This is a genomic window from Loktanella sp. M215 (assembly GCF_021735925.1).
Taxonomy (GTDB): domain Bacteria; phylum Pseudomonadota; class Alphaproteobacteria; order Rhodobacterales; family Rhodobacteraceae; genus Loktanella.
Genome location: NZ_WMEA01000001.1, coordinates 576,151 through 595,794, shown reverse-complemented (window position 1 = coordinate 595,794; position 19,644 = coordinate 576,151). Strand labels below are relative to the sequence as shown.

General features: G+C 64.1%; 21 protein-coding genes. 14 read left to right on the top strand and 7 right to left on the bottom strand.

The window, feature by feature from the left end; genetic code table 11:
- Nucleotides 1-48 precede the first annotated feature (48 nt).
- The 5 genes from pqqD to GLR48_RS02895 all read right to left on the bottom strand — a co-directional run bounded on the left by pqqD (nt 49) and on the right by GLR48_RS02895 (nt 4,287).
- Nucleotides 49-321, bottom strand: coding sequence for a pyrroloquinoline quinone biosynthesis peptide chaperone PqqD (gene pqqD / locus GLR48_RS02915; protein WP_237058505.1), 273 nt, complete (start codon nt 319-321; stop codon nt 49-51).
- Nucleotides 321-1,076: a pyrroloquinoline-quinone synthase PqqC gene (gene pqqC / locus GLR48_RS02910; protein WP_237058504.1), complete on the bottom strand. Its 756-nt coding sequence runs from the start codon at nt 1,074-1,076 to the stop codon at nt 321-323. The genes pqqD and pqqC overlap by 1 nt, the downstream gene beginning before the upstream one ends.
- Nucleotides 1,073-1,969: a pyrroloquinoline quinone biosynthesis protein PqqB gene (pqqB, locus tag GLR48_RS02905; RefSeq protein WP_237058503.1), complete on the bottom strand. Its 897-nt coding sequence runs from the start codon at nt 1,967-1,969 to the stop codon at nt 1,073-1,075. The genes pqqC and pqqB overlap by 4 nt, the downstream gene beginning before the upstream one ends.
- 28 nt (nt 1,970-1,997) lie before the next feature.
- On the bottom strand, nt 1,998-2,099 hold the full coding sequence (gene pqqA, locus GLR48_RS02900) for a pyrroloquinoline quinone precursor peptide PqqA (RefSeq protein ID WP_237058502.1): 102 nt from the start codon (nt 2,097-2,099) through the stop codon (nt 1,998-2,000).
- 79 nt (nt 2,100-2,178) lie between these two features.
- Complete coding sequence (locus GLR48_RS02895) at nt 2,179-4,287, bottom strand: S9 family peptidase (RefSeq protein ID WP_237058500.1); 2,109 nt, start codon at nt 4,285-4,287, stop codon at nt 2,179-2,181.
- A gap of 159 nt (nt 4,288-4,446) precedes the next feature.
- On the opposite strand from GLR48_RS02895, the gene gfa reads away from it, so the two are divergent.
- The 5 genes from gfa (at nt 4,447) to GLR48_RS02870 (ending at nt 9,971) form a co-directional block, all read left to right on the top strand.
- The gene (gene gfa, locus GLR48_RS02890) at nt 4,447-5,019 is read left to right on the top strand and encodes an S-(hydroxymethyl)glutathione synthase (protein WP_237058498.1); all 573 of its coding nucleotides are present in this window, start codon (nt 4,447-4,449) and stop codon (nt 5,017-5,019) included.
- Between the two features lie 94 nt (nt 5,020-5,113).
- Nucleotides 5,114-6,226, top strand: a complete 1,113-nt coding sequence (locus GLR48_RS02885) for an S-(hydroxymethyl)glutathione dehydrogenase/class III alcohol dehydrogenase (RefSeq protein ID WP_237058496.1) — start codon at nt 5,114-5,116, stop codon at nt 6,224-6,226.
- 374 nt (nt 6,227-6,600) lie between these two features.
- Nucleotides 6,601-8,406, top strand: coding sequence for a methanol/ethanol family PQQ-dependent dehydrogenase (locus GLR48_RS02880; RefSeq protein WP_237058494.1), 1,806 nt, complete (start codon nt 6,601-6,603; stop codon nt 8,404-8,406).
- Nucleotides 8,407-8,673: 267 nt separating this feature from the next.
- The gene (locus tag GLR48_RS02875; RefSeq protein ID WP_442915825.1) at nt 8,674-9,162 is read left to right on the top strand and encodes a c-type cytochrome, methanol metabolism-related; all 489 of its coding nucleotides are present in this window, start codon (nt 8,674-8,676) and stop codon (nt 9,160-9,162) included.
- Nucleotides 9,162-9,971, top strand: a complete 810-nt coding sequence (locus tag GLR48_RS02870; protein ID WP_237058490.1) for a substrate-binding domain-containing protein — start codon at nt 9,162-9,164, stop codon at nt 9,969-9,971. The genes GLR48_RS02875 and GLR48_RS02870 overlap by 1 nt, the downstream gene beginning before the upstream one ends.
- Here the strand turns inward: GLR48_RS02870 and GLR48_RS02865 are convergent.
- Together GLR48_RS02865 and GLR48_RS02860 are read right to left on the bottom strand one after the other, a co-directional pair.
- Nucleotides 9,968-10,897, bottom strand: a complete 930-nt coding sequence (locus GLR48_RS02865; protein ID WP_237058488.1) for a YVTN family beta-propeller repeat protein — start codon at nt 10,895-10,897, stop codon at nt 9,968-9,970. The two genes, GLR48_RS02870 and GLR48_RS02865, sit on opposite strands and share 4 nt — an antisense overlap.
- Nucleotides 10,894-11,421, bottom strand: coding sequence for an SRPBCC family protein (locus GLR48_RS02860; protein WP_237058486.1), 528 nt, complete (start codon nt 11,419-11,421; stop codon nt 10,894-10,896). Before GLR48_RS02860 ends, GLR48_RS02865 begins: the two co-directional genes overlap by 4 nt.
- Nucleotides 11,422-11,609: 188 nt before the next feature.
- Between GLR48_RS02860 and GLR48_RS02855 the strand changes: the two genes are divergently transcribed.
- The 9 genes from GLR48_RS02855 (at nt 11,610) to GLR48_RS02815 (ending at nt 19,644) form a co-directional block, all read left to right on the top strand.
- The gene (locus GLR48_RS02855; protein WP_237058485.1) at nt 11,610-12,785 is read left to right on the top strand and encodes an ABC transporter substrate-binding protein; all 1,176 of its coding nucleotides are present in this window, start codon (nt 11,610-11,612) and stop codon (nt 12,783-12,785) included.
- On the top strand, nt 12,782-13,744 hold the full coding sequence (locus tag GLR48_RS02850) for a PQQ-dependent catabolism-associated beta-propeller protein (RefSeq protein WP_237058484.1): 963 nt from the start codon (nt 12,782-12,784) through the stop codon (nt 13,742-13,744). Before GLR48_RS02855 ends, GLR48_RS02850 begins: the two co-directional genes overlap by 4 nt.
- A complete protein-coding gene (locus GLR48_RS02845; protein ID WP_237058483.1) occupies nt 13,741-14,172 on the top strand; it encodes a hypothetical protein in 432 nt (143 codons plus the stop codon). The genes GLR48_RS02850 and GLR48_RS02845 overlap by 4 nt, the downstream gene beginning before the upstream one ends.
- The gene (locus GLR48_RS02840; protein WP_237058482.1) at nt 14,169-14,906 is read left to right on the top strand and encodes an ATP-binding cassette domain-containing protein; all 738 of its coding nucleotides are present in this window, start codon (nt 14,169-14,171) and stop codon (nt 14,904-14,906) included. The genes GLR48_RS02845 and GLR48_RS02840 overlap by 4 nt, the downstream gene beginning before the upstream one ends.
- Nucleotides 14,903-15,703, top strand: coding sequence for an ABC transporter permease (locus tag GLR48_RS02835; RefSeq protein WP_237058481.1), 801 nt, complete (start codon nt 14,903-14,905; stop codon nt 15,701-15,703). Before GLR48_RS02840 ends, GLR48_RS02835 begins: the two co-directional genes overlap by 4 nt.
- Complete coding sequence (locus tag GLR48_RS02830) at nt 15,700-16,287, top strand: hypothetical protein (RefSeq protein ID WP_237058480.1); 588 nt, start codon at nt 15,700-15,702, stop codon at nt 16,285-16,287. Before GLR48_RS02835 ends, GLR48_RS02830 begins: the two co-directional genes overlap by 4 nt.
- 133 nt (nt 16,288-16,420) lie before the next feature.
- Nucleotides 16,421-17,125, top strand: coding sequence for a response regulator (locus GLR48_RS02825; RefSeq protein WP_442915742.1), 705 nt, complete (start codon nt 16,421-16,423; stop codon nt 17,123-17,125).
- A 10-nt stretch (nt 17,126-17,135) separates the two neighbouring features.
- On the top strand, nt 17,136-18,284 hold the full coding sequence (locus tag GLR48_RS02820) for an FIST N-terminal domain-containing protein (RefSeq protein ID WP_237058479.1): 1,149 nt from the start codon (nt 17,136-17,138) through the stop codon (nt 18,282-18,284).
- Nucleotides 18,274-19,644, top strand: a complete 1,371-nt coding sequence (locus tag GLR48_RS02815) for an ATP-binding response regulator (protein WP_237058478.1) — start codon at nt 18,274-18,276, stop codon at nt 19,642-19,644. Before GLR48_RS02820 ends, GLR48_RS02815 begins: the two co-directional genes overlap by 11 nt.

Below are 19,644 nucleotides of genomic sequence, written 5' to 3'. Positions count from 1 at the left end.
GCGGCTTGGGACGCACCGTCGTCGCGGCGGTGGGGGTGGCGTGGGTGTTCACGGGCGGGCCTCCATGATGCGGCGGTCCATCAGGCCGGACAGGAATTCGCGCATGTCGGTGGTGATCTGGTCGACGGGGGCCGCGTAGCGGGCGGCAAGCGTGTCCGCGATCTGCGATACCGACCTCTGGCCGTCGACCTCGTTCAGGATAGCGAGGCCGACGGGGTCGAGGTTGATCGTGCGTTCCGGGGCGAGCAGCACCCAGAGGTCGCGGACCCGGTCGAAATGCAGGCGGACGCCGCGCGGGATGACGGGGATAAAATCCTCCATCAGGAGGCCTTGGCGCGGGCCGGGATCAGATGCGTGCCGGGTTGCCATGCGCCGGGCGGGATCGCACCCGGGGTGACGTAGGCCGCGTGCAGGGCGTCGAGCTGCGACCAGAGCACGTCGGTCTTGAAGGTCAGTGCGGCGGCGGCGGCGTCCTGCTTTTCCTGCGTGTCGGCATGATCCAGCACCCAAGCGAGGCCGAAGGCCACGTCCTTGGGCGCCTCCGACAGACGGTTCTTGAAGTAGGATAGACTGCTGTCGTCGGCAAAATCGTAGTGCTGCAGCAGGCCTTCGATGCGGGCGGCGTGGATTTTGGGCGCAAAGAGTTCGGTGAGGGAAGCAGCCACCGCCTCCAGCAAGGTCTTGTCGCGCACGAAGCGGACGTAGGCGTCGACGGCGAATTTCGTTGAGGCCATGACACCGTCGGTGCTGGCGACATAATCGCGGTCGAGGCCCACCGCATCCGCCAGCCGCAGCCAGCGCATGATGCCGCCTTCGTTCTGGTCGGTGCCGTCGTGATCCTCGATGCGCGAGCGCCACGCGCGGCGCAGGGCGGGGTCGGTGACGCGCGACATGAAGGCCGCGTCCTTCATCGGGATGCTGGCCTGATAGTAGAAGCGGTTGATGACCCAGGCGCGGACCTGATCCGGGGTGCAGCCGCCGGAATGCAGCAGGTGATGAAAAGGGTGCTTGTCGTGGTAACGCTCGGCGCCGATCTGGCGCAGGCGGGCCTCGAAGGCCTCTTTCGTTGCGGTCATATGTCGATCTCCATCCCGTCCTGCCCGATCGTCCATCCGGCCTGTTCCGCGATACGACGCTGGTCCGAGGCCGGTCTTAGGACCGGGTTCGTGTTGTTCATGTGGACATAGACGCGGCGACCCGCATCCAGCCCGTCGAAGGCGGCCATCGACCCGTAAGGCCCCGACATCGACATGTGCCCCATGCGCTTGCCGGTCTTCTGGGACAGCCCCGCCGTGACCATTTCGTCATCCTGCCACAGCGTGCCGTCGAAGAACACCGCCGCGGCCCCCGCCAGCCTGTCGCGCAGGTCGCCGGGAAAGGCGGCACAGCCGGGGATATAATAGGCATCCTTGCCGTCTGCCTGCAGATGCACCCCCACGGTCTGTTCGCCCATAAGGTCGGTCTGAACCGTCGCCCCTTCAAGATAGAGCGGCACCTTGCCGGGCACCGCGAAGAGCGTCGCCGTCAGACCTGTCGCGATCTCGACCGGCTTGCCCAAGGCAATGGTCTGCCGCGTCACCACGGCGGGATTCAGGGCGGCAAAGATCGGGTTGTCGGCCAGCGTGCGATGAATGTCGGCGGTGGCGAAAAGTGTGAAGGGCTGCTGTTCCCGCAAGGTCAGAAGGCCCGCGACATGGTCGATGTCGCCGTTCGTCACCAAGACGGACTGCACAGGCAAGCTGCGCAGATCCGTAGGATGCAGCGCAGGCGTGCGGGCCAGCTGGTCACGGATATCGGGTGAGGCGTTCAGGATCGCCCAGTCGCTGCCATTTGCCGTGAAGGCGACGGAAGATTGGGACTGCGCCGGGATTTCTCCGCGTCGCGCCAGATTACAGTTTTCGCAACCGCAATTCCATTGGGGCAATCCACCGCCAGCGGCGGCCCCCAGAATATGTGCGCGAAAGGTCATTCAGCGGCCCCCCGCGCACATGAAATTTCTAGAACAGCACGCCGCCGGCGTCTTCTTCGCCGTCCGGGCCGTACATGTTGATTTCCATGCCGCATTCGATTTCGCGGATGATCGGTTTCGTCCAGGCCATGATGGTCCTCCCAATGGGTTGCGTATCAAACGACTATCGGTAGGTGCCGGGTCAGCGTCTATCATACTTATGTCGCAGATCACGTGGAAGAGAGGTCGGCGCCAGTGACCTTTAGCGCGAAAGCATAGGATCGTGCCGCATCCTCAAGTGCGGCAAAGCGGCCGGACTTTCCGAAGTGGCCAGAGGTCATGTTCGTGCGTAACATCAGGATGTTGTCGTCGGTCTTGAGGCGGCGCAGGCGGGCGACCCACTTGGCGGGTTCCCAGTAGGTGACGCGCGGATCGGACACTCCGGCAGTGACAAGGATCGGCGGATAGGCCCGGGCGGTCACGTTATCGTAAGGCGAATAGCCGCGGATATCGTCAAACGCCTGCCTGCTTTCGATCGGATTGCCCCATTGCGACCACTCGCCCGGTGTCAGCGGCAGGGTATCGTCGAGAATCGTCGTCAGCACATCCACGAAGGGCACATCGGCGATCGCCCCGGCCCAGAGGTCCGGCGCCATGTTCAGCGCGGCACCCACCAGCAGTCCGCCCGCAGAGCCGCCTTGGATGACGATCCGGCCCCTGTCCGTGTAGCCGTCTGCGATCAGTTGAAGCGCCACGGCGATGAAATCGTGAAAGGTGTTGGGCTTGGACGCGAACTTTGCCGCCTCGTACCAGTTGCGGCCAAGCTCCTCTCCTCCCCGCACGTGGGCGATGGCGTAGACGAAACCGCGATTCACCAGCGACAGGCGGTTGGCCGAAAAGGACGCGGGCATGCTGGCGCCGTAGGACCCGTAGCCATAAAGCAGGCAAGGTGCTGTGCCGTCCAGCGCGGTGTCCTTGTGATACAGGATAGTCACCGGCACCTGCGCGCCGTCGTGGGACGGGGCTGTCGTGCGGATCGTGACATAGTCGGCCGGATCGTGGCCCGAGGGAATCTCGACCGTCTTGCGCAGCGTCCGCGTGCCCGAGGCGAGGTCGTAATCAAAAACCTGCGTCGGCGTGGTTGGCGAGGAATAGGTAAAGCGAAAGTTGCCGGTGTCGTATTCCGGACTGGGATCGCTGCCGAGGCTGAAGGCCTGCTCATCGAACCCGATGCTGCGCGCGGCGCTGATCGGCTCGTCCACCCGCACGTAGCAGATCCGCGGCAGGGCATTGCGCCGCTCTGTCCAGATCGTCCAGTCCTTGTAGGCCGCGAGGCCCACGATCATGCGCCCGTCCTCGTGCGGGATCAGGTCGGTCCAGTGGTCGCGTGACGGGGTGGCGACGGGTGTCGTCATCACCTTGAAATCCTGCGCGCCATCGGCGTTCGTCAGGATCAGGAAGGCGTCGCCCTGATGTTCGATATCGTATTCCAGCGCGGTCGTCCGCGGCTCGACCATGCGCGGGGCGGCGGTCGGGTCAGCGGTCGGAATCACGCTGATCTCGTTCTCGTCATTCATGCCGGTCGAGATCGCGATAAAGGCGCCGGACCGCAGGCGATGGACGCTCACATGATACCGCGTGTCGGTTTCCGTGTAGACCAGCGCATCGGTGGCCGGATCGGTTCCGAGGGTGTGACGGTAAGCCCGGTTTGGGTGGTGGCGTGCATCGACGCGGACATAGAACAGTGTCCGTGCATCGGCCCAGGCGACAGATCCTACGTCGGGAATATGATAGTCCAGATCGGTGCCCGTGGTCAGGTCGCGAAAGGTCAGGCGATGGAACTCCGACCCGTTCACATCGGCGGCCCAGGCCAGCGTGCGGTGGTCTGGGCTGACCTGAGTCGTCCCGAGTTGAAAGTAGTCCTCGGTGGCGGCGGCGACGTTGACGTCCAGCATCACCGCGGACGGGCCGCCGTCGCGGGGGGTGCGGATGAATACCGGATATTCCGCACCATCGTCGTAACGCACGCCATAGGCGTAGGGGCCGTTCTGGCGCGGCACGCTGCTGTCGTCCTCCTTGATACGCGCCCGCATTTCGGCGACCAGCCGCGTCTGCAGATCGGTCGTATCGGCCATTGCGGCGTCGTAATAGGCATTTTCCGCCGTCAGATAGGCGGCGATATCGGCGGGCAACCGGTCGGGCGCGCGCATCGCCTCTTGCCAGTTGTCGGCGCGCAGCCAGCCGTAGTCGTCGTGCAGGTCGACGCCGTGGACCGTCGTGACGCGCGGGTGGCGTGCGGCGGAGGGGGCGTCGGGCAGGGCCGGGAAAGAACGTGACATGGTGGTCCTTTGGAAGTGATCGCGCTCAGTGTGGTCACCTCCCCGCCGGATGACAATGGGATGGGACGGTCCGTCCGGCACCCATCCCCTTTTAGGTTGAATTGTCACAGGGCGGTGATCGTCCGATAGTCACCTGACATTCACAGGGGGAGACCTGCAATGACCTATGAAAACGTAAAGATTCACCCGGCGGTGGACAATGGCGTCAAGCACGACGAAAAGCCCGGCTTTTCCGGCGGAACGCTGACCTGCAAATGCGCGACCGACAAGGTCGAGGTCAAGATCAGTGCCCAGACCGCACACAATCACATCTGCGGTTGCACGCAGTGCTGGAAGCCCGAAGGCGCTGACTTCAGCCAGGTGGCCGTCGTCGACCGCAATGCTGTCGAGGTCACGGCGCACCCGGAAAAGCTGGAAGTGGTGAACAAGGATGCCACCATCCTGCGCCACGCCTGCAAGGCATGCGGCACCCACATGTATGGCCGTATTGAAAAAGAGCATCCGTTCCACGGCCTCGACTTCGTGCACACGGAACTGTCGGGCGAGTCCGGCTGGTCAGAGCCGCAGTTCGCGGCCTTCGTGTCGTCTGCGATCGAAGGCGGCGTGAGCCCCGACAAGATGGGCGATGTCCGCGCCCGCCTGAACGAGCTGGGTCTGCCGCCCTACGACGCCCTGTCCCCGGCTCTCATGGACGCCATCGCAACTTTCGTTGCCAAAAAAAAGGCGTCCTGACGGCCTGATCGCACGCGTCCGCGCTTTTCTGCGCGGACGCCTCACATCTTGACGAAAGACGCGCGGCCTTGGGCCGCTTAAGAAGGATATAGACATGCGAACCCGTGCAGCCGTGGCCCTGAAGGCCGGACATCCGCTTGAAGTGATGGAGGTGAACCTGGAGGGGCCGAAGGCCGGCGAGGTGCTGGTCGAGATCAAGGCGACCGGCCTGTGCCACACCGACGCCTTCACTCTGTCGGGCGACGATCCCGAAGGTGCCTTCCCCGCGATCCTGGGCCATGAAGGCGCCGGCGTCGTGCTGGAGGTGGGCGAGGGGGTGACCAGCCTCAAGCCCGGCGACCACGTGATCCCGCTCTACACGCCCGAATGCCGCGAGTGCGAGTATTGCCTGAACCCCAAGACGAACCTCTGCCAGAAGATCCGCACGACCCAAGGCGCGGGCGTGATGCCGGACGGGACCAGCCGGTTCAGCATGCTCGATGGCACGCCGATCCTGCATTACATGGGCTGTTCCACCTTCGCCAATCACACGGTCCTGCCCGAAATCAGCCTGGCCAAGATCCGCGACGACGCGCCCTTCGACAAGGTCTGCTACATCGGCTGCGGTGTGACGACGGGCATCGGTGCGGTGATCAACACCGCCAAGGTGGAATACGGGTCGCGCGCGATCGTCTTCGGTCTGGGCGGCATCGGTCTGAACGTGATCCAGGGCCTGCGGATGGCGGGGGCGTCGCAGATCGTCGGCGTCGACATCAACCCCGACAAGGTTGCGATGGGCAAACGCTTCGGCATGACGGATTTCGTGAACCCCAAAGAGGTGAAGGGCGACCTCGTCGGCCACCTGGTCGAGCTGACGGGCGGCGGCGCGGATTATACATTCGACGCCACGGGCAACGTGCAGGTCATGCGCACAGCGCTCGAATCGGCGCACAAGGGCTGGGGCGAGAGCATCATCATCGGCGTGGCCCCCGCCGGCGCCGAGATCAGCACCCGGCCGTTTCAGCTGGTTACGGGACGCAGCTGGCGCGGCACGGCCTTCGGCGGTGCGCGCGGCCGGACGGATGTGCCCAAGATCGTGGACTGGTACATGCAGGGCAAGATCGAGATCGACCCGATGATCACCCACACGATGCCGCTCGACGACATCAACAAGGGGTTTGATCTGATGCACAGCGGCGAAAGCATCCGCGGCGTCGTCATCTACTGAGCCGACGCGCTCCAAGCGGCCCATCCCGACGGCCCGGTCATAGCGACCGGGCCGTTCGCATGCGCGTCCTTCGGCAGGGGCGGCCACCTGATTTTTCGCTGAAAAATCGCCGGGACGGTTATGCTTGGGGCGGGCCATTTTGCAGGCAGACAAGGTGACCGTCCGCAGGCCCGGCCCCATCGGTATCCCTCGCCACCCATCCAAATCATACTATAGGTTGAAAAGCCCTTGTTCGCGTTGACAGGACGGCTGCGGGGACGCTTCATGAGATCAGGATATGGACGCGACAGGCTATCGCAACCGCCCGAGGAGGGGCAGCTGCACCCCGTTGCATCCACCGTATTCGTAAGCCTGACGCATCTGGGAGGATGACAATGAAATCGGTAATGATGAGCATGGCCGCTGGCCTGTTGATGACGACGGCGGCTCCTGTCTTCGCCAATGACTCCGTGACAGCGATCGCCAACGACCCCGGTCAGTGGGGCATGCAGCTGGGCCAGTATGACGGCTCCCGCTACTCCAAGCTGGACAAGATCAACAAGGAAAACGTCGGTGATCTGCAGGTCGCTTGGACCTTCTCGACCGGCGTGCTGCGTGGCCACGAAGGCTCGCCCCTGGTCGTGGATAACGTGATGTACGTCCACACGCCGTTCCCGAACACGGTCTATGCCCTCGATCTGAACGATGAAGGCAAGATCCTGTGGAAGTACCAGCCGCAGCAGAACCCCGACGTTATCGGCGTGATGTGCTGCGACACGGTCAACCGCGGCGTGGCCTATGCCGACGGCATGGTCTTCCTGCACCAGGCCGACACCACGGTGGTCGCGCTGGATGCGAAGACCGGCGAAGTGAAATGGTCCGTCCAGAACGGTGACCCGGCGAAGGGCGAAACCAACACCGCGACCGTCACGATCGTCAAGGACAAGGTCCTCGTCGGCATCTCGGGTGGTGAATACGGTGTGCGCGGTCACCTGACCGCCTACAATATCGCCGACGGGTCCATGGCATGGCGCGCCTACTCCACCGGGCCGGACGAAGACATGCTGGTCGACCCGGAAAACACCATGGTTCTGGGCAAGCCGATCGGAAAAGACTCCTCGCTGAACACCTGGGAAGGTGACCAGTGGCAAATCGGTGGCGGCACGACCTGGGGCTGGACGACCTACGACCCCGAGCTGAACCTGATCTACTACGGCACCGGCAACCCCTCGACCTGGAACCCGTCCCAGCGTCCGGGCGACAACAAGTGGTCGATGACCATCATGGCCCGCGACCCCGACACAGGCATGGCGAAATGGTTCTACCAGAAGACACCGCACGACGAGTGGGACTTTGACGGTGTGAACGAGAACATCTTGGCCGATCAGGAGATCGACGGCACGATGCGCAAGGTGCTGGTCAACTTCGACCGGAACGGCTTTGGCTACACGCTGGACCGTGAAACCGGTGAATTGCTGGTGGCCGAGAAGTACGACCCGCAAGTCAACTGGGCGACCGAAGTCGACATGAACAAGGACTCTGAAACCTACGGACGCCCCTTGGTCGTGGCTGAATATTCGACCGAGCAGAACGGCGAAGACACCAACACCACCGGCGTCTGCCCGGCGGCACTGGGGTCCAAAGACCAGCAGCCGGCGGCCTATTCGCCCGATACCGGACTGTTCTACGTGCCGACCAACCACGTCTGCATGGACTACGAGCCCTTCCGCGTGAGCTATGCCGCAGGCCAGCCCTACGTCGGTGCGACCCTGTCCATGTTCCCGGCACCCGACAGCCACGGCGGCATGGGTAACTTCATCGCCTGGGACGCCACCAAGGGCGAGATCAAGTGGTCCCTGCCAGAGCAGTTCTCTGTCTGGTCCGGTGCGATGGCGACCGCTGGCGGCGTCGTGTTCTACGGCACGCTGGAAGGCTATCTGAAGGCCGTCGACGCCGAGACGGGTGAAGAGCTCTACAAGTTCAAGACGCCGTCGGGCATCATCGGCAACGTCTTCACCTACGAAAATGCGGGCAAGCAGTATGTCGGCGTCCTCTCGGGCATCGGCGGCTGGGCTGGCATCGGCCTCGCGGCCGGTCTGTCGAATGCCAACGACGGTCTGGGTGCCGTGGGTGGTTATGCGGCACTGTCCGATTACACCGCTCTGGGTGGCCAGCTGACGGTCTTCGCTGTCCCCGAGTAAGCGACTGCACTGAATGATGGCGCCGCCCCCGGGTGATCGGGGGCGGCGTTGCTGTCTGCACAGCACAGAATCGTACAACCGCAACTTAAGTTTGATTTGCGCCCAGTATGCCGCGGGATACGCTGACACCAACACTCTATGGGAGGAGTAACAATGAATCGTTTTGTGACCAGCGCAGCGCTTGCGATGATGGTGGCGAGTGGCGCCTTTGCACAGGATACAGCGACGACCGATGCGGCGGCGACAGACGCGGCACCCGCTGCTGACATGGCGGCTGCCGCCAGCGCTGACGGCGCGACCGACAACGCGGCACTGACCGACACTGCTGTGGACCACAACGACGGTATTCGCAACTTCAACGCCGAAGACGTCCCGACCTTCGCGATTGCTGCGGACGGCACCGTCGATTGGCCGACATTTTCCGGGTTCCGTCGCTATCATGCCGAATGCCACGTCTGCCACGGTCCCGACGGCGAAGGGTCGAGCTATGCGCCGGCGTTGAAAAATTCGGTCATGCGGATCGACTACTACGACTTTGTCGGCATCGTCGCCGGTGGCAAGCAGGAAGTCGGTCAGGCGCAGAATCAGGTGATGCCGTCCTTCGGCGCAAACCCGAACGTGATGTGCTACCTCGATGACATCTACACCTACCTGCGGGCCCGTGGGACCGAGGCGATCCCGCGTGGCCGTCCGGCCAAGAAGGAAGCGAAGACCGACGCCTATGACGCGGCCGAAGCCTCTTGCATGGGCTTCTGATGCGCCTGGCGCTTGCCATGATCCTGTGTGCGGCGGTCCCCGCCAGCGCACAGGTCGCGGATCTGGTGGACCGCACGCAGTTGCGGGTCTGCGCGGATCCGGCAAACCTGCCGCTGTCGGCAGAGGACGGCAGCGGGTTCGAGAACAAGATCGCGGAGCTGATCGCGGCGCAACTTGACGTGCCCGTCGCCTACACGTGGTTTCCGCAGGTCAACGGCTTCATCCGCCAGACGCTGAGTGCTGGAAGATGTGACGTCGTCATCGGCTATGCCCAGGGCGACGAAATGGTGCTGAACACCAATCATTATTACACCTCGACCCACGTGCTGGTGGTCAAGGCGGACGGGCCGTTGGCCGGTGTGACGCAACTTTCGGATCCCGCGCTGAAGGATGCCAAGATCGGCGTGGTGGCCGGTGCGCCGCCGACGACCCATGTGGCGCGTCTGGGGTTGATGAAGAACGCCAAGCCCTACAACCTGATGACCGACCGCCGGGTCGAGGATCCTGCCGGCGATATGCTCCGCGATGTGGAGGATGGGACGACGGACGCCGCCCTGCTGTGGGGGCCGATCGGCGGGCCGAAGGCCAAAGCATTTCCCGACCTGAAGGTCATTCCGCTACTGGCAGAGGCCGCGACGCCGCGCCTTTTCTATCGCATCACGATGGGTGTGCGCGCTGGCGAGGATAACTGGAAGCGCGAGTTGAACAGCCAGATCCGCCGCAATCAGGACGGGATCGACGCGATCCTGCGGGACGCGGGCGTGCCGCTTGTCGACGATTACGGCACCGCGCTGAAGCCCGAAAACTAGGGCTTCGGTGCCGTGAAGGTGCCGAAGGCCCGAGGGCCTGCGGGGACGTCGACCTCTGCCACGACCTGCAACGTCGCTGTGTCAATCAGGCTGACCGTATCCGAAAACCAGTTCGCGACCACGATGCGCGACCCGTCCGCGGTGGCGGCGATCCCTTCGGGGTAGTCGCCGACGTCCACGGTGCCGGTCACGGCAAAACGCGCGGCATCGAAGACGGTGACGGTGCTGTCGTATTGGTTGGTGACATAGCCATGCCCCGCCGCAAAAGCGACGGCATAGGGCCGTTCGCCGGTGGCGATTGTGGCCAGAATCGTACCGCTGACCGGATCGAGCACGCTGACCGTGTCGTCGAGCACATCCGCGGTAAAGATCAGACCGTCGTGGAGCGTGACGCCAAAGGGATGCTGGCCGACGGGCCATGTCGTCGCCTCATCGCCCTGGATCACTGTCACCGCATCGGCGTCACGATCGGCTGTCACGATCAGGCCGGGCGCTGCTGCAACGCCGGACGGCAGCGCGCCGACAGGCCATGACGCGACCTCGGCGCCGGTTTCGGGGTTGATTTCCCTCAAGGTTCCGGTCTGGTCGGTGACAAGCGCCGTACCAGTCTCTGGCCGGATCGCGAGGCCGAAGGGCGCGCCTGCGATCTTATGCTGTGCCAGGGGCCGCCCCGTCATGTCGAAGACGTGCAGCAAGCCCGTGTCCACCGCGACGGCCATGATGCGACCGCGCGCGGCGTCGATGGCGACGGCGGCGGGGTTGCCGGGCAGGGGGGTGATGGTCAGGATGGCGCCCGTATCCGTGTCGATCAACGTCAGCATGCCGGCCGTCTGAGAGGTGATGGCGGCGATATCCGCGCGCGCGGCACCGGACATGCAAAGGGCCGCCAGAATGGCGGCCCCGGTCACGCGTATCGCAGGGATCACTCGACCTTGCCGAAGCGGTCGACCAGCGCGTCGATGCCGGTCTGGTGCAGGGCCTCGACACTCGCGACGGCGGCATCGTCATTCAGGTCCGCCGGCGGTTCGTTCTGCGGGAAACCGCGGTAGAAGGCACCTTTCCACGTCAACAGCGTCTTGCCGTCGGCGTCCTTCAACGTGATGTGAGAAGCGTAGTTCGTGGCCTTCACGACGTCGAGGTTGGTGTCCAGCATCAGGGTCGAAATCGCGTATTTCTCGGGCTGCAGCTTCAGCAGTTCCTCGTTGATGACCTGACCGTCCTCCATCGTGCGCACGCGGGTGGCGCCTTTTTCGGTGCCGGTCGCCGCGACGCTGGCGACACCCGGAAACCACGACATGTCGTCGAAGTGGCCGATCACGCCCCACACGTCGTCCACCGGCGCGTCCAGCGTCACGGTCTGCTCTGTCTTCAACCGGACGGGGCCGTGCGCGAGGGCCGGTCCCGTGACCAGCGCCAGGCAGGCCGCCAGCGTCATCATCATTTTCGTCATCTGTCTATTCTCCCTGATCGCGTCGGTGCGATCTTGTCCCCTTGATGCGGACCTTGGAAGGGGACCTGCAATCCAACGAAAGTATGAGGTTCAGCAATATCAGGCCCTTGTCAGGTCATTGTGAAAAGAAAGCGGTTGTATCGCAGACGCGGGTTGTGTCCGATGGCATGCAAGGGGAGGACGCAAGGATGAGACAGGGGGCGATCTGCTGCGCGCTGGCGCTAAGCGCGCTTGGCCACCCGGCGCTGGCCGATGTGACCTACCGCGCCGCCGTGATCCGCGTCGACGCGCCGGGTCCGTTGCCGATCTCTCGCCTGGACCTGCCGCCCAAGGATCTGGGGTTCGCGGGGGCTGCCCTTGCCACCGACGACAACATGACGACGGGCGCCTTCACCGGCCAGACCTTCGAGACGGTGACGGTCGTGGCGACACCGGACACGGTGCAGGCCGACATGGCAAAGCTGCTGGACGACGGGATTTCCTTCATCGTGACGCTGGCCGATGCCGCCACCACCGTGGCGCTGGCCGATCAGGCGGGTGACCGGGCGCTGCTGATCAACGCCGCCGCCACGGACGACAGCCTGCGCGGCGCCGACTGCCGCGCGAACCTGTTGCATGTGACGCCGTCGGACGCGATGCGCGCCGATGCGCTGGCGCAATACCTGATCTGGAAGCGCTGGGGCGCGTGGTATCTGATCGCCGGCAGCCATCCCGAGGACATCGCACTGGCAGAGGCCTACAAACGCGCGGCCACCAAATTCGGTGCGGAGATCGTCGAAGAGCGCACCTATGAGGATACCGGCGGCGCGCGGCGCACGGACACCGGCCATGTGCTGGTGCAGGCACAGATTCCTGTCTTTACCCAGCGCGCGCCCGACCACGATGTGATGATTGCGGCCGACCATACGGGCGTCTTTGCGGATTACCTGCCCTATCACACGTGGGACGCGCGGCCCGTGGCCGGGTCCGCCGGGCTGATCCCGACCAGCTGGACCCCGGCGATGGAGGCCTGGGGCGCGACCCAGTGGCAGAACCGGTTCGAGGAAGGCGCCCGCCGCCTTGCACAGGAAGAAGATTTCGAAACCTGGGTCGCCTTGCGCGTGCTGGGCGAGGCCGCGACACGCACGAATGGTGGCGATGCCGCCGCAATCCGCGATTTCATCATGTCGGGCCGGTTCGAACTGGGTGCCTTCAAGGGGCAGAAGCTGACCTTCCGCGACTGGGACGGGCAGTTGCGCCAGCCCGTGCTGCTGGCCGCCGACAACGTCATCGTCTCCGTCTCGCCGCAGGACGGATTTCTGCATCAGACCAGTACCCTCGACACCCTCGGAATCGACCGCACGGAAACGGAGTGCCGCAAATGAGACCTCTTGCCCTGATCGCGCTGACGCTGGCCGGACAACCGGCCTTGGCCGACCGCATCTTTGTCACCAACGAGCGTGGGAATTCCGTCAGCGTGCTGGACGGTGACACGCTGGAGGTCATCCACACGATTGAAGGGATGCAGCGCCCTCGGGGCATCATCGCCAGCCACGACGGCAAGACGATCTACGTCTGCGCCTCCGACGACAACCTCGTGCGGGTCTACGATGCGGCCACGTTCGAGGAACTGCCGTCGCTGCCGTCGGGCGCCGACCCGGAGCTGTTCGTGCTCGACCCGGTGGGCGACCGGTTGTTCATCGCCAACGAGGACGACAACCTTGTCACGGTGGTCGACGTGAACACCCGGCAGGTGCTGGCCGAGGTGCCGGTCGGCGTCGAACCCGAAGGCATGGGCGTCAGCCCGGACGGCAAGATCGTGGTCAATACCTCCGAGACGACGAACATGGCGCACATGATCGACACCACGACCTACGAGATCGTCGGGAACGTGCTGGTGGACGGACGGCCGCGCTATGCGGAATATACGCCGGATGGCCAGACGCTTTTCGTTTCGGCCGAGATCGGTGGGACGGTCAGCGTGATTGACGTGCCCAGCCGAGAGGTTACGCACAAGATCACGTTCGATGTGCCCGGACTGCTGCCAGAGGCGCTGCAGCCCGTGGGCATGCGCGTGACCGAGGATGGCAAGAAGCTTTACGTGGCGCTGGGTCCGGCGAACCGGGTCGCGGTCATCGACGTGGCCAGCGACACGGTCACCGATTACCTGCTGGTCGGCCAGCGGGTGTGGCAGTTGGCGTTTTCGCCGGATGGATCGCGGCTTTATACGGCGAACGGCAATTCCAACGACATATCAGTGATCGACACCGCGACAGATACGGTCACCGAATCCGTGCAGGTCGGTCAGCAGCCCTGGGGTCTTGTCGTGGTGCCCACACCATGAGGCGCGGTGTCACATTCGCGGTTTGCGCCCTGATCGGATCGGCCGCCGCAGCGCAGCAATTCGATTACGGCATCTCTGGCATGTTCGGAAAGGCCAATCGCACCGATCTGCCGCCGCTGACCCTGTCGTCCGGAAAACCCGTCGCGGAGGCGCCTTACATCCTGAAATCCGGCGGCTATTACCGGATCGAGATCGAGGCAGATGGCACGATGTCGTCCGGCCTGACCGGCGCGGATTTCTTTCACGCGGTTTGGGTCAAGAGCGTCGAAATCGACGATATCGAGATCGTCGCAACAGGATTGCAAAGCATCAACCTGGAAGAGGGCGATGCCGAGATCAGCTTTATTGCGATCCAGCCGGGCACCTACACGTTGTCGATCCCCGGATCGACGGGCGACACCCAGAAGGCCGTCTTTACAATCCAATGAATGACATCGTTGATGCCCCGGCCCTCGACATCGCTGCGGTCAGCCACCGCTTCGGGGCGAAGGCTGCCTTGCAGGACGTCAGCCTGACCGTGCCGCGGGCGGCGTTCTGTGCGCTTCTGGGCGTCAACGGCGCTGGCAAGACGACGCTGTTCTCGCTGATCACGCGGCTTTATGACAGCACGTCCGGCCGGATTAGCGTTGCGGGTTTTGACGCCCGCCGCACGCCCGGCAAGGCGCTGGCCCGGCTGGGCGTGGTGTTTCAAAGCCGCGCGCTGGATGGCGACCTCAGCCTGCGGCAGAACCTCACCTATCACGCGGCATTGCACGGCATCTCTGCCCGCCGGGCCGCACCCCGCATCGCCGAAGTTTTGGCGCTGGTCGATCTGGACCCGCAGATCGACGCCCGCGTCAGCACCCTGTCTGGTGGCCAGCAACGCCGGGCAGAGATTGCCCGCGCCCTGCTGCACCGCCCCGAACTGCTGTTGCTGGACGAGGCGACGGCGGGCCTTGACGTACGGGCGCGGGCCGACGTGCTGGCGCTGGTGCGCCGCCTGATCGCGCAGGAAGGCGTCTCGACCCTGTGGGCCACGCATATTTTTGAAGAGCTGGAGCCTGCCGACCACGTGGTCGTCCTGCATCATGGCCGGGTGCTGGCGGATACGACGGCCGGCGATCTGGCAGGGGCTGGCACCTTGTCCGACGGTTTCATGGCGCTGACGGGAGAGCCGTCGTGACCGGCTGGAGCATCGCATTCGGCGGAATCGCCAAGCGGGAGTTCCTGCGCTTTACCCATCAGCGCGAGCGGTTCCTTGCGGCGCTGGTGCGGCCACTGGTCTGGCTGTTCATCTTTGCCGCAGGGTTTCGGTCGGTGCTGGGGGTCAGCATCGTGCCGCCCTACAAGACCTATGTGCTGTACGACGTCTACGTGACGCCCGGCCTCTGCGGGATGATCCTGCTGTTTGCGGGCATGCAATCGTCGCTGTCGATGGTTTACGACCGCGAAACCGGGGCGATGCGCAGCCTGCTGGTCAGCCCCTATCCACGCTGGTTCCTGCTGGGGGCCAAGCTGACCGCGGCGGTGCTGGTGGCCGTCCTTCAGGTCTATGCCTTCTTGCTGATCGCATGGTTCTGGGACGTGCGCCCGCCGGTGATCGGCTACATCGCGGCCCTGCCCGCACTCGTGCTGGCGGGGCTCATGCTGGGGGCGCTGGGCTTGCTGATCTCATCGGGAATACGGCAGTTGGAGAATTTCGCGGGGGTCATGAATTTCGTGATCTTCCCGATGTTCTTTGCGTCCTCCGCGCTTTATCCGCTGTGGCGGATGCAGGAATCGAGCACGCTGCTGCACGATATCTCGGCGGCTAATCCGTTCACCTACGCGGTCGAACTGATCCGCTTTGCGCTTTACGGCCAGTTGAACCTGTTGGCGGTGGCGATCACGCTGCTGTGCCTGATCGTGTTCTTCGCGGCCACGGTTTTCATGTATGATCCGGCCAAGGGCTTGTGGCGCGGAAAGAAGGGGGGAGCATGATCAAGGCACTCATTCTGGCACTGGTGGCCGCGGGTCCAGCGGCGGCTCAGCAGGTCACGGATCTGGACTGGCCCTGCGTCCAGCGCAAGCAACCGCAGTTGTCGATCGCACAGGTCTGGACCGGGCCGTTGCCCGATGACGCGACCGAGGCGAAGGCAAACGACGCAACCATCCGCACGCTTGCGCGCAACATCGCGTTGCGCCGCACGAGTCTGGAGGATGCAGAAGCGATGATCGACACCTTTGCCGGCGATCATGATCCGGCGGACATGACGGCTTTGTTTCTGGCAACCTTCAACGACGTGCAGCGCGCGCGTGATCGGGTCATGGCCGGGATTACCCGATATGCCCACAGCCAAGAGACTCTGGACGCGCGAATCAACACGCTGCGCAAGGATTTCGACGCCCTGAACGCCGCAGATCCACCGGATTTCGACGCCATCGACAAGATGGAGGCCGATCTGGACTGGGCGACACGCATTTTCAAGGATCGCCAGCAGGCGCTGAGCTATGTCTGCGAGACGCCGGTGATCCTGGAGCAACGCGCTTTCGCGCTGGGCAGACTGATTCAAGGGAAGCTGTAGCTGACCCTGTCAGAAGAATCGTCTGATATCCGCCGATCGCAAGGCATTATGTCGTAAGACACTCGCTATTGGACGTTTCGGTAGTAGGATCAAGGTTCGGGCAGGGGAGTGTCCGAACCAAGGGGAGGAACCCATGAAACACGAAGACATCGGCGTCGCCAGCCGTGAAAGCGTGATGACGGCTGCCGCTGGCAAGCGAATCGAGACCGTCCTGATCGTCGACGACCATCCACTGATCTGTCAGGCGCTTGTCATGACGATGACCCATGAACTGGGTCTGCAGAAGGTGCGAGTCGCCGCAAGTCTGAGCGATGCCATCGCCGCGCTGAAGGTTGATGGACCGCCTGACGCGATCGTTTTGGACCTCAAGCTGCCGGACGTCGAAGGCGTCGAAGGCTTGCTGGCCCTGCGTCAGAAAGCGCCGGACGTTCCGATCACCGTGCTGTCGGCAGAACTGGAGTCGCGCATGGTGACGGCGGTGCTCGCGGCAGGAGCCTGCGGCTATATTACCAAGACCATGCCGCAGTCCGAGATGATGGAGGCCTTTCGCCGTATGTGGCGCGGCGAGACCGTGCTGCCGGACGATTACGATCCCTGCTCTGATGAAGAGGATGAGGCGCTGGCCCTGGCCCGCTGTTTTGCCACGCTGACGCCGCAGCAGATGAACATCCTTCGCCTGATCTGCCAGGGGCGGCCGAACAAGATCATCTCTTACGAGTTGTCGATCGCCGAGGCGACAGTGAAGACACATATCGCGGCGATCATGACGAAGGTGAATGTGCGCAACCGGACCCACGCCGCCCTTCTGGCCGCCAAGGCGCGGCTGTTCACGACGTAAGGCTGCAATCATGCGCGACGACAGCGCAGCCATGGCGCGACATCCCATCGTCCTTACGCAGGAAGGCGACGGCACGGCCATTCTGGCTGCCTGCCGCGCGGCCTTCGGGGACAGCGACCTGACGATGATCCTGTTCTTTTCACCGGACGGCGGGCAGGTGGCTGACGTATCCGCATTGCTGGCTGAAGCTTTCGGTCCGCAGTGCGATGTCATGGGGTGTTCATCCGCCGGGGGGTTCGCCTTCGGCGGCTATGACGACAAGCAGGTCGTGCTGATCGGCTTTCCGGCTGACACGTTCCGGGCCAGTGCCGTCTGGCTGCCGTCCCTGCGTCAGCACATGGCGCGCGGCTGGATGCGCACCCTGCGTGACCTGTCGCAAGGCTTCGCGCCCACGCCCGGACGCGCACAGTTCGGCCTTTTGCTGATCGACGGCATGAGCGGGCGCGAGGAGCTGATTACCACGACCGTCAATGCCACCCTGCCGGACCTTCTGGTGCTTGGCGGATCCGCCGGGGACGGGCTGCGATTTGACCGCACACACCTCGCCCTCAACGGTGAAAGCCGCGAGGAAAGTGCGCTCTTTTGCCTGATAGAGACGGATTTTGCGGTGGAAGAGGTGGTCTTCGATCCTTTCATCCCGGCAAGCCAGCGCATGTTCGTGACGCGTGCCGACCCAGACGACAGGCTGCTGCAGGAGATCAACGCCGAACCCGCGGTCGAGGAATACGCCCGGTTGATCGGTGTGCCTGTTGCCGATCTGGGGCCCGCGGCCTTTGCGGCAAACCCGATCCTCGAACGGTCCAACGGGCGGCATTTCGTCCGTGCGATCAGCGGTGTCACCGCATCCGGGGGGCTGTCCCTGATGTCGGCAGTCGAAACCGGCGCGATCCTGAAACTCGGCCGGGCCGACAGCCTGACCCGCGGCATGCGAGAGCGGCTGGACGAGTTGGGAGAGGTCGCGCTGATCCTTGGCTTTGACTGCATCCTGCGTCGCATCGCGCTGGAGGAGGCGGGGCAGGGCGTGCTGATCAATGCCCTTTACAGCAAATTCAGGATTGCGGGGTTCAATACCTATGGCGAACAGCACTGCGGGATTCACGTCAACCAGACCTTTGCCGGTCTGGCGATCCTGACGCGGAGGGCCGGGGATGCTGCGTGACGCTGACAGTCCGGACCGGCAGATCGCCAAGCTGGAACGCATCGTGGAATCGCTGGTCGAACGGCTGGAGCGGGCGGAGGAGGCGCGCGGCCCGTCCTATGCGCTGACCCGCGCCGCCGCCCTGCTGGAGCGCGAAATCATTGCGCGCAACGACGATCTGGAACGGGCGCTGACCGACCTGGAGGCGATCAACGCTGAACTGGCGCAGGCGCATGCGGCAGCCGACGAGGCGAACCGTGCCAAGTCCCGCTTTCTGCGGGCCGCCAGCCACGACCTGCTGCAACCGCTAAGTGCAGCCAAGATGTTCCTGTCGCATCTGGCCAATCTGTCCACGGATCCTCGGCAGGTCGATATCGTGTCCCATCTGACCGGCACCATCGAATCCGCCGAAGAGCTGATCGGCGCATTGTCGCAGATCGCGCGGCTGGACGGGCGCAGTGTACGGCTGGACCTCACTCCGCTGTCGCTGGACCGGTTGTTCTGGCGGTTGGGACTGGACCTGCAGCCACTGGCCGTGCAGCGCGGCGTCGACCTGCGGTTCGTGAAGTCCAGCCTGACGGTCGAGAGTGATCCCGTCTATCTGCGCCAGATCGCCCAGAACCTGATCGCGAACGCCCTCAAATACACCGATGGCCGCAAGGTGCTGGTCGGTGTGCGTCGGCACGGTGACACGGCCTGGCTGGACGTCTGCGATCAGGGTCCGGGGATCGTCGAAGGCGACCGGCAGCGGATCTTTCAGGAATTCGAGCGTCTGGGCAATTCGGATCAGCCCGGCACAGGCCTGGGTCTGTCGATCGTCCAGCGGGCGACCCATGTTCTGGGGCATCCGTTGGAGCTGATCTCGGTACCGGGGCAGGGGTCGCGTTTTCGCGTCGGCCTGCCTGTCAGGTCCGGACTCTGCGCGATGCCTGTGCCGAAACATGATCGCCCGCGCCGTAATCTTGCGGTGCGTCTGAAAGGCCTTCATGTGCTTGTGGTAGAGAATGATCCGTCCATGCGGCAGGCGTTCGACGCATTGCTGACCGGATGGGGTATGTCCGTCACGACGGTCGATACGATCAAGGCGGCCCGTCTGGCGCTGTCCCGTCGCCGCCCCGATCTGGTATTGACGGACTATCGCCTCGACGGTGGCGAGACAGGCATCCAGACGATCCGGCAGTTGCGCGCCGACAGCGACGACGATCTGCCGGCGGTTCTGGTCAGCGGCGATGATACGGACGCAATGGCCGACGATGCCGGCACCCTCGGCATCGCGGTGCTGGCCAAGCCTGTCGACGAGGCGCTGCTGCAACGCGCGATGTGCGCGGCCTTGCAGGACGCGGCACAACGCACTGTTGCCGGCGCCACGGCAAATGTTTGA

What these genes read in the sequence shown, in the direction of transcription:
- GLR48_RS02880 (WP_237058494.1), top strand. Translation starts at nt 6,601, where the DNA reads ATGAAATCGGTAATGATGAGCATGGCCGCTGGCCTGTTGATGACGACG.
- GLR48_RS02840 (WP_237058482.1), top strand. Translation starts at nt 14,169, where the DNA reads ATGAATGACATCGTTGATGCCCCGGCCCTCGACATCGCTGCGGTCAGC.
- GLR48_RS02870 (WP_237058490.1), top strand. Translation starts at nt 9,162, where the DNA reads ATGCGCCTGGCGCTTGCCATGATCCTGTGTGCGGCGGTCCCCGCCAGC.
- GLR48_RS02815 (WP_237058478.1), top strand. Translation starts at nt 18,274, where the DNA reads ATGCTGCGTGACGCTGACAGTCCGGACCGGCAGATCGCCAAGCTGGAA.
- GLR48_RS02825 (WP_442915742.1), top strand. Translation starts at nt 16,421, where the DNA reads ATGAAACACGAAGACATCGGCGTCGCCAGCCGTGAAAGCGTGATGACG.
- GLR48_RS02845 (WP_237058483.1), top strand. Translation starts at nt 13,741, where the DNA reads ATGAGGCGCGGTGTCACATTCGCGGTTTGCGCCCTGATCGGATCGGCC.
- GLR48_RS02860 (WP_237058486.1), bottom strand. Translation starts at nt 11,421, where the DNA reads ATGACGAAAATGATGATGACGCTGGCGGCCTGCCTGGCGCTGGTCACG.
- GLR48_RS02885 (WP_237058496.1), top strand. Translation starts at nt 5,114, where the DNA reads ATGCGAACCCGTGCAGCCGTGGCCCTGAAGGCCGGACATCCGCTTGAA.
- GLR48_RS02830 (WP_237058480.1), top strand. Translation starts at nt 15,700, where the DNA reads ATGATCAAGGCACTCATTCTGGCACTGGTGGCCGCGGGTCCAGCGGCG.
- GLR48_RS02875 (WP_442915825.1), top strand. Translation starts at nt 8,674, where the DNA reads ATGGCGGCTGCCGCCAGCGCTGACGGCGCGACCGACAACGCGGCACTG.
- GLR48_RS02820 (WP_237058479.1), top strand. Translation starts at nt 17,136, where the DNA reads ATGCGCGACGACAGCGCAGCCATGGCGCGACATCCCATCGTCCTTACG.
- GLR48_RS02850 (WP_237058484.1), top strand. Translation starts at nt 12,782, where the DNA reads ATGAGACCTCTTGCCCTGATCGCGCTGACGCTGGCCGGACAACCGGCC.
- pqqC (WP_237058504.1), bottom strand. Translation starts at nt 1,076, where the DNA reads ATGACCGCAACGAAAGAGGCCTTCGAGGCCCGCCTGCGCCAGATCGGC.
- pqqB (WP_237058503.1), bottom strand. Translation starts at nt 1,969, where the DNA reads ATGACCTTTCGCGCACATATTCTGGGGGCCGCCGCTGGCGGTGGATTG.
- GLR48_RS02895 (WP_237058500.1), bottom strand. Translation starts at nt 4,287, where the DNA reads ATGTCACGTTCTTTCCCGGCCCTGCCCGACGCCCCCTCCGCCGCACGC.
- gfa (WP_237058498.1), top strand. Translation starts at nt 4,447, where the DNA reads ATGACCTATGAAAACGTAAAGATTCACCCGGCGGTGGACAATGGCGTC.
- GLR48_RS02855 (WP_237058485.1), top strand. Translation starts at nt 11,610, where the DNA reads ATGAGACAGGGGGCGATCTGCTGCGCGCTGGCGCTAAGCGCGCTTGGC.
- pqqA (WP_237058502.1), bottom strand. Translation starts at nt 2,099, where the DNA reads ATGGCCTGGACGAAACCGATCATCCGCGAAATCGAATGCGGCATGGAA.
- pqqD (WP_237058505.1), bottom strand. Translation starts at nt 321, where the DNA reads ATGGAGGATTTTATCCCCGTCATCCCGCGCGGCGTCCGCCTGCATTTC.